Here is a 5,069-nt window from a genome sequence, read left to right as displayed (position 1 = left end):
GCCTTTTTTTACTTCAATTATAAAAGGACCTGATAAAAATTAAAAAGAAAATTTTTGTCTTTAAATTATAGTAAATTAAAAAATAAAGAGGTCACTTTACCTCACAAGTGTATATACACTTGACTTGTCTCATCATCTTTTTTGTAATATAATTTTATTTAAAATTTATTAGGAGATTGGATAGAATTGGAAAATTTAGAAAAACTAAACTTTGATGAAAAAGTGAAAATCTTAAAAAAATTAAAGGAAGAAAAGGATGCAGTTATTCTTGCTCATTATTATGTAAATGAGGATATACAAGCTATAGCTGATTACATAGGAGATTCTTTTTTCCTAGCTCAAAAGGCAACTGAGTTAAAGGAAAAGACAATAGTCATGGCTGGGGTTTACTTCATGGGCGAAAGTGTAAAAATTTTAAATCCAAGCAAAAATGTATTGATGCCAGATCTTGGATCAGATTGTCCTATGGCACACATGGTAAGTGTAGAAAAGATTAAAGAGATGAGAGCAAAGTATGATGATTTAGCAGTTGTAACCTATATAAATTCTACTGCTGAAATAAAAGCTTATTCAGATATTTGCGTTACATCTTCAAATGCTGCAAAAATTGTAAATAAATTAAAAGAAAAAAATATATTTTTTGTTCCAGATAAAAATCTTGGCGACTACATAAAAAAATCACTTCCAAATAAAAATGTTATTTTAAATGATGGTTACTGCCCAGTTCACGATGAAATTGACCTTGATGATGTTAAATCTTTTAAGGGCAAGGTAAAAATTTTAGCTCATCCTGAATGTAGAAAAGAAGTCTTAGACCTTGCTGACTTTATAGGTTCTACAAAGGCTATTATTAAAGAAGCTGGAAAATATGACGATGTACTAGTTGTTACAGAGGAAGGAATTTTTACTGAGCTAAAGAAAAAATATCCAAATATTAATTTTAGAAAATTGAGAAAAAGTCCAATTTGTAATGACATGAAAAAATTAAATATTGATAAAGTCATTAGGGTAATTGAAAACAATGAAAATCAAGTTGAGGTAGATAAAGAAATTAGAGAGAAAGCTTTAATTCCTCTAAAGAGAATGTTGGAGCTAGGTGCTTAAGATGAAAAAATATGATATTTTAATAATTGGCTCTGGACTAGCAGGCGTTAGCACAGCCTTAGAGTTAAGTAAAAATTATAAAATTGCCCTAGTAACTAAGAAAAAGTTAGAAGATTCAAATTCATATCTGGCTCAAGGTGGCATAAATGTCCTAAAGGATAAGTCTGACAGAAAAACTTTTATTGAAGACACATTAAAAGCAGGTCACTACAAAAATAATTTGCAAGCTGTGGAAAAAATGGTAGATATGTCCCAAGATGCAATAAATTTTTTACTTGACCTTGGAGTTGAATTTACAAAGAAGAATGGAGACTTTGATTATGCAAGAGAAGGCGGTCATTCGATAGCCAGAGGTCTTCACATAGATGATGAAATTGGCAAGGGGATTTTAGATGTCCTTTATAAAAGGCTTAGGGAAAGAGCTAATATAGAAATATTTGAAGACACTCCTATTGTTGATTTAATTGTAAATAAGGGCAAGTGCTATGGCGCAAGGTCTTTAGATAAAATTTTTATTTCTACAAATGTTGTTCTTGCAACTGGTGGACTAGGTGGACTTTTTGATAGGAGCACAAATTTCCCTCATATATGTGGTGATGGATATGCCATGGCTATAAAAAATGGTGTCAAGTTAAAGGATATTTCCTACATTCAGTTTCATCCAACTTCCCTATATGAAGAAGGGGCAGAGAGACAATTTTTGATTTCTGAATCTGCAAGAGGTGAGGGCGCTCTCTTATTAAACCACAAAAAGGAGAGATTCACCGACGAAATGAAGCCTAGAGATATTGTGGCAAAGGCAATATTAAGGGAAATGAAAAAAGAAAAGGTAGACTTTGAATACTTGTCCATGAAACCACTAGGTGAAGACAAAATTCCAAAGAGATTTCCAATGATATTTAAGGAATTAAAAGATAGGCAAATAGATGCAAGATATGAAAATATTCCCGTTGTTCCATGTCAACACTATACTATGGGCGGCATAGAATGTGATATTAAGGGAAGGACTAATATAGAGGGACTCTTCGCAGTTGGAGAAGCAGGAAATGTTGGTATTCATGGTTCCAATAGACTTGCCTGCAACTCACTTTTAGAGTGTGTAGTTTTTGGAAGACTTTTGGCAGATTACTTAAATGAAAATAAACTTGAAGATAGAAAAATAGATTTTCAAATTGATGCTGGAAAGATTGATAAAGAAAAAGATCGTGTTATTATTTTTGAAAGGATAAGAGAAGATGAGAGAGCTAAAGCCAATAGTAATTGATAAGTATATTATTTCTGCTCTAAGAGAAGACATGACTAGTGGCGACATCACTACAGATGCAATTTTAAAAGATGAAAAGGGAGAAGTAAGTTTAATCTCAAAGGATAGGGGAATTATTGCAGGCCTTGATGTATTTAAGCGAGTCTTTGAAATATTAGATGAAGATGCAACTTTTGAATTTAATTTTTCTGATGGCGATGAGGTAAATAATTCTGACTTAGTGGGTATAGTAAAGGCAAAAGCCAGGGCAATCTTAGAAGGCGAAAGGACTGCCCTAAATTATTTGCAAAGGATGAGCGGTATTGCCACTTATACTAAAAAAATGGTAGCTTCCCTTAATAGTGACTCTGTAAAAATTTTAGACACTAGAAAGACTACACCAGGCATGAGAATTTTGGAAAAATATGCAGTAACTCTTGGCGGCGCCTACAATCACAGATATAACTTATCTGACGGAATTATGATAAAGGACAATCACATAGATGCTGCTGGTGGAATAAAAAATGCCATAGAAAAAGTAAGAAGCCTAAATCCCTTTGTCAAAAAAATTGAAGTTGAAGTAGAAAATTTAGATGAAGTGAAAGAAGCATTAGAAGCTAAAGCTGATATAATTATGTTAGACAACATGAATATAGAAGAAATAAAAGAAGCCACTAAGCTTATTGATAAGAGGGCAATAATCGAGTGCTCAGGAAATATTAGCCTTGAAAATATTAATGACTATAAAGATTTAGACATTGATTATATTTCATCTGGTGCCATAACTTACCAGGCAGGAGTCCTAGACTTATCCATGAAAAATTTAAAAATCTATTGAGGAAGATATGAAGGAACCAAAAACACGAAGAGATGACCTATTAAAATTTTTATATGACAATCAAAAGCCAATATCAGGAGAAAAGTTGGCAGAAAATTTTGATGTAACTAGGCAAGTAATAGTGCAAGATATAGCCATACTTCGAGCTAGTGGAAAGGATATTGTTTCAACTAATAGGGGTTACTATATAAACGAAGAGAGAACTCAAAAAGTTTTCAAAGTTAAACACAGCGATAAAGATATAAATAAAGAATTAAATGCTATTGTTGACCTTGGTGGAAGAGTGAAAGATGTAATAGTTCACCACAAGGTTTATGGAGAAATAAAAAAGGATTTAAACTGCTCCTCTAGGCGAGATGTAAAAATATTTTTAGAAAAAATGAAGGAAGAAAAGTCAAAGCCCTTAGATGTACTTACTGGTGGAGTTCACTTCCACACAGTTGTTACTGAAAATGAAGAAGTAATTGAAGAAATTGAACTTGTCTTGAAGGAACTTGGATTTTTAATAGAGGAATAAAAATATGCTTTTCTCTCAGTAAAGGCAATATAAAAAATTTAAAAGCTAAACTTATTAAGAAAGCGCAAGATATATGTCTTGTGCTTTTTTGTTTTTAAAAAACTTTTGAGGGTATATTAGGGGTGAGAGATTTATTTTTGTAACGTGATAAAGGAAAGTGATTTTATGAAAAATGATGTATTAAGAAGAAAAGAACACGAAGCTGTTAGAAATGGCGTTGGTTATTATGATTTCACTCACCAAGTTTTAGATGTCAAGGGTAAGGATGCAGCAACTTTTTTAGACAAAGTTTTTGTAAATGACATAAAAAATATGAAAAAGGGTCACGCACTTTACACTACAATGCTAAATGAAGAGGGAAAAATTATTGACGATGTTATTGTTTTTAGGTTGGAAGAAGACAAGTATTTGATTTCAACTTTATACATTGACAAGATGATTAATTGGTTTGACAAATTTAAGGGCGGCTGCGATATAGACTACAAGGACATTACTGCAAAGCTAACTATGTTTGCTCTTCAAGGTCCAAAGTCAAGAGATCTTGTAAATAGAATTGTGGATAAAGATGTTTCTTCTATGAAATTTTTCACTATTGAAGACAATACTGTTGGCGACTTAGACATTATGGTTGCAAGGGCAGGCTTCACAGGCGAACTTGGCTACGAACTTTATGTTGAAAGCGGCAAGAAGGAAGTTCTCGAAGAAAAAATTAAGGAATGCGGCAAGGAATTTGGCTTAGTTAATATTACCACTGATGTAATTATTGGAAGTTTGCCAGGAGAAAAGGGCTATGTTTTAATGAGCGACCTTGAAGGCACAAATCCTCTTGAAGTTGGCTATGGCTGGACAGTTCACTGGGATAGTGACTTCATTGGCAAGGATGAACTTCTAAAGGCAAAGGGAAACATTAAGAGAGATCTTTTCGGCTTTGAACTTTTAGAAGAAGGTCAAGTTGAAGCAGGAGATCTTGTTCTTTGTGATGGCAAGGAAATCGGCAAGGTTACTAAATTCACTTACGGCTACACTCTAGAAAAATTCATTGGCTACTGCTTAATTGAAAAGGAATGTGCAGTGGAAGGAAAAGAAGTTGAAATTAAAACTAAGGCAGGCAGCCTAAAGGCAAAATTATGCGACAGAGTTTTCTATGACAAAGAAAATGAAAGAGTAAGAGGATAAGATAAGGATAAAAGGAGTCTATGGGCTCCTTTTTTATGTTAAGTTATAATAAATTTTAAATAAAAATTTTGCACTTATGTCTTTGTTTATTTAAGAATGAATCAAAGATATGGGTGCAATTTTTTTTACGAAATATTTTTTAGAGATTTAATCCAAAAATAATTATAGAGCCATTTTTTTGCAAAAAAACC

General features: G+C 32.6%; 5 protein-coding genes. All 5 read left to right on the top strand.

What is annotated here, in order from left to right; genetic code table 11:
- Window positions 1-186 precede the first annotated feature (186 nt).
- Complete coding sequence (gene nadA / locus HGPG_RS04865; protein ID WP_019124940.1) at window positions 187-1,104, top strand: quinolinate synthase NadA; 918 nt, start codon at window positions 187-189, stop codon at window positions 1,102-1,104.
- A 1-nt stretch (window position 1,105) separates the two neighbouring features.
- A complete protein-coding gene (locus tag HGPG_RS04860; RefSeq protein WP_019124939.1) occupies window positions 1,106-2,368 on the top strand; it encodes an L-aspartate oxidase in 1,263 nt (420 codons plus the stop codon).
- Window positions 2,340-3,185: a carboxylating nicotinate-nucleotide diphosphorylase gene (nadC, locus tag HGPG_RS04855; RefSeq protein ID WP_019124938.1), complete on the top strand. Its 846-nt coding sequence runs from the start codon at window positions 2,340-2,342 to the stop codon at window positions 3,183-3,185. The genes HGPG_RS04860 and nadC overlap by 29 nt, the downstream gene beginning before the upstream one ends.
- A gap of 7 nt (window positions 3,186-3,192) precedes the next feature.
- On the top strand, window positions 3,193-3,702 hold the full coding sequence (locus HGPG_RS04850) for a transcription repressor NadR (protein ID WP_019124937.1): 510 nt from the start codon (window positions 3,193-3,195) through the stop codon (window positions 3,700-3,702).
- Window positions 3,703-3,867: 165 nt separating this feature from the next.
- Window positions 3,868-4,878: an aminomethyl transferase family protein gene (locus tag HGPG_RS04845; protein ID WP_019124936.1), complete on the top strand. Its 1,011-nt coding sequence runs from the start codon at window positions 3,868-3,870 to the stop codon at window positions 4,876-4,878.
- Window positions 4,879-5,069: the final 191 nt, after the last annotated feature.

The organism is Peptoniphilus grossensis ph5 (assembly GCF_000311825.1).
In the GTDB taxonomy this organism is placed as follows: Bacteria; Bacillota; Clostridia; order Tissierellales; family Peptoniphilaceae; genus Peptoniphilus_A; species Peptoniphilus_A hominis.
Note: the sequence above shows the minus strand (reverse complement) of the source record. Positions and strands in the feature narration are given on the sequence as shown.